A 2,815-nucleotide genomic window follows, 5' to 3' on the forward strand; every position below is an offset into this window, starting at 1 on the left:
TATTATTTCTTCGAGGGTGTCAAACCCTAGTGGTACAAGTTGGAAAACATAGCCGGAAATGGTTTCACTGAGATAGTCTAGAGTCGGTTGCCATTTTGTTTTAGTATGCTCAACACCCCGAATTGCCATCACTCCCACCTTAACAATCTTTACCTCTGAAGTCGTTATTTGTCCTGTTCCATCTACAGATTTCTGAGGAGGAATAATCCCTGGGGCAGCCGATGGTATTAGTGATAATCCCATGCCTAGAATGAGGCTGGATTTAATTAAGAAGTAAAGACGACTCATAGTATAGCAGTTTTCAATTAGGTGATGTACGAATTTTTGGGGAGCTTTCAGGGGTAGGTTTGTAAGATTTAGGCTGAGGAGAGAACAGGGATACTTGGAGGAAAATCGGGAAAAAATTGACCAATCGGTAAGGGAAGATGATTGAGTAGAGCAGCTTGAATCACGGTTTATGCCCCGACGAAAACAGCTCAAAACACGGGGATTCGCTGTACTGCTGTCAGAGTTTGGACTCTCGAGAGGGGTTGCCGGTAACTGTTCTGAGTCGTTGGAGCATACCCTTGAAAGAGTGTGGGGAGATGGCCAGATGGGGAGATGGGGGAGATTTTTATTAAGGGTAATTATGCTGACATGATATAAGAATTAAATTCGCCACGGGTCACACCTAATGTACATAATATTTTTTACCTGTTGCCTCTTGCCTCTTGCCTCTTGTCTGTTACCTATTCCCTGTTACCTATTTCAAATCTCAGCAATTATAATTATAATTAATCGACATACTGTTCGAGAAACTTCCTAAGTTCCTTCACCTTAAACTCCTTAGCCAATTTATAAATTATCTTAGCAAATGGGACAAACTTAGCATCTAATTGTTCTAGCTTTTCAGCTTCTTGTCTGATGTCAAACACACTACCTCTCTTAGCAAAGTCATAAAGTAGGATCAGAATATCAGATGGGGGAGGCACAATCGCATCTAGTTGGATTTCTTGAGATCCAGCATCTGTTTTAATTTCTGGTTTTGGGATGAAGTCTTCATACACCCATTCTAGTTGCAAATGCTGTTTTAATTTTTCCAGTAATTCGGCTACGTCCACTGGTTTGGGAATAAAATCATCGCAGCCTGCATTCCAACTCTGTTGCTTGTCTAACTCATAAACACTGGCAGATGAAGCAATAATTAACAGATCTTTAAAGTTATCTGATGAGCGCAGACGTCGCATCATTTCCAAGCCATCCATCACTGGCATCACCAAGTCAGTAATAATTAGATCAGGGTTAAATTCTGTGGCTTTTTCCAAACCCTCAACCCCATTACTGGCCTCAAACAGTTCAAATCCCAGAGGTTTTAACACATTCACAATTAAAGAGCGATTCTCCCATTTGTCATCTACTACTAAGATTTTCCCTGCTTTCCCCTGACAACCTATAATAGTCTTGGTGGAAGCTTGATTACTGTCAATAACAGCTGTAGCAATCGGTAACTCTAAATCTATCGAGAAAATGCTACCTTGGCCATAAGTACTCTCAACATTGATAGCACTTCCCATCAAATTGATAATTTTTTGGCTAATCGCTAATCCAAGTCCAGTGCCTTGTTCACGATGCTCAACATCCCCCACCTGTTCAAAGGGAAAAAAGATTTTTTTCAGTTGTTCTGGGGTCATCCCAATGCCAGTATCTTTAATGATAAATTGAAGTATGACTAGGGGGGATGGGCGAGTAGTAATTGCTTGGTGGTTACTGATAACGTCTACCTTAAACGTTACTCCGCCATGGTCAGTAAACTTAATGGAATTTCCCAAAAGATTAATCAGAACTTGTCGTAATCGTTTGGGATCAGCCAGGATACCCTCTGGCAGATGGGATGAGGGTTGATAACTAAAAACAATCTCTTTTTGCTGGGCTTTGACCCGACACATTTCTACAACTTCCATCAGAAAGGACGGCAAATGAATTTCTGTCGGAAACAGTTCCATTTTCCGAGCTTCGATTTTGGATAAGTCTAAAATGTCATTAATCAGATGGAGAAGATAGTTGCCACACTTATAAATAAGGTTGATCTGGTCTTGTTGTTGAGGAGTTATCTGTGGATCCCGTTGTAGAATTTGGGCATAACCCAAAATGCCATTGAGGGGAGTACGCAATTCATGACTCATATTAGCCAGGAATTGACTTTTGGCATGATTAGCCTGATCAGCCGCTTCTTTAGCTGCTTTGAACTCAGCTGTACGTTCGGAGACCCGGATTTCGAGTAAAGCATTGGTTTGTCGCAGTTCTGCTTCGATTCGCCTACGGCCAGCCAGATAAACTAGACCATAGCTAAATCCAAAACAGGAAACACCAGCAAATAACAGCCAATAGCGGTACTGATAGATGACTTGACCCAGAGTCACGTTTCCCCAATCTTCGTAGGGACGAACCCGCAGATTCCGTAAAGTTTCGTGACAAGCTTGGTAGTTGGCCGGGATCGTCCAGCCCTGATAACGACCAGCTTTGGCGGCTGGGTGCTCAGAAGGTATGGTCATTAATGCGATCGCAACCTTTTCCGCTAACTCCACTGGGGTATGGGATAGTGTGGAAAAAGGCCATTGTGGATAAAGTTTAGTACTCACAGCAAAAGGGAAAGTGTCCTGATATTGAGTTTGCTGATTGAGGATCACAAAGTCATCACGATTAATTTTGCCCTCCTGTGCCATACGTTCGAGGGTATCAGTGCGGACAGTGCCAGCATCGACAATACCATCACGAACAGCGTAGACCACTGCGTCATGGCTACCACCAAAGTGGAGGCCTCGAAAGTCACGGTAGG

Annotated in this window: 3 protein-coding genes; 1 reads left to right on the forward strand and 2 read right to left on the reverse strand. The window is 42.7% G+C overall.

Annotation, left to right across the window (positions count from 1 at the left end):
- A partial coding sequence (locus tag F6K52_RS34975; RefSeq protein WP_293089582.1) for a hypothetical protein occupies nt 1-243 on the reverse strand: 243 nt, incomplete at its 3' end.
- Between the two features lie 214 nt (nt 244-457).
- On the opposite strand from F6K52_RS34975, the gene F6K52_RS34980 reads away from it, so the two are divergent.
- Nucleotides 458-640 (forward strand): hypothetical protein, encoded by a 183-nt coding sequence (locus F6K52_RS34980; protein WP_293089583.1) that lies wholly within the window; start codon nt 458-460, stop codon nt 638-640.
- A gap of 133 nt (nt 641-773) precedes the next feature.
- Here F6K52_RS34980 and F6K52_RS34985 read toward each other — a convergent pair.
- Nucleotides 774-2,815, reverse strand: a 2,042-nt coding sequence (locus tag F6K52_RS34985) for a histidine kinase dimerization/phospho-acceptor domain-containing protein (protein ID WP_293089584.1), incomplete at its 5' end; no start/stop codon positions are given.

Source organism: Moorena sp. SIO3H5, assembly GCF_010692395.1.
GTDB lineage: Bacteria > Cyanobacteriota > Cyanobacteriia > Cyanobacteriales > Coleofasciculaceae > Moorena.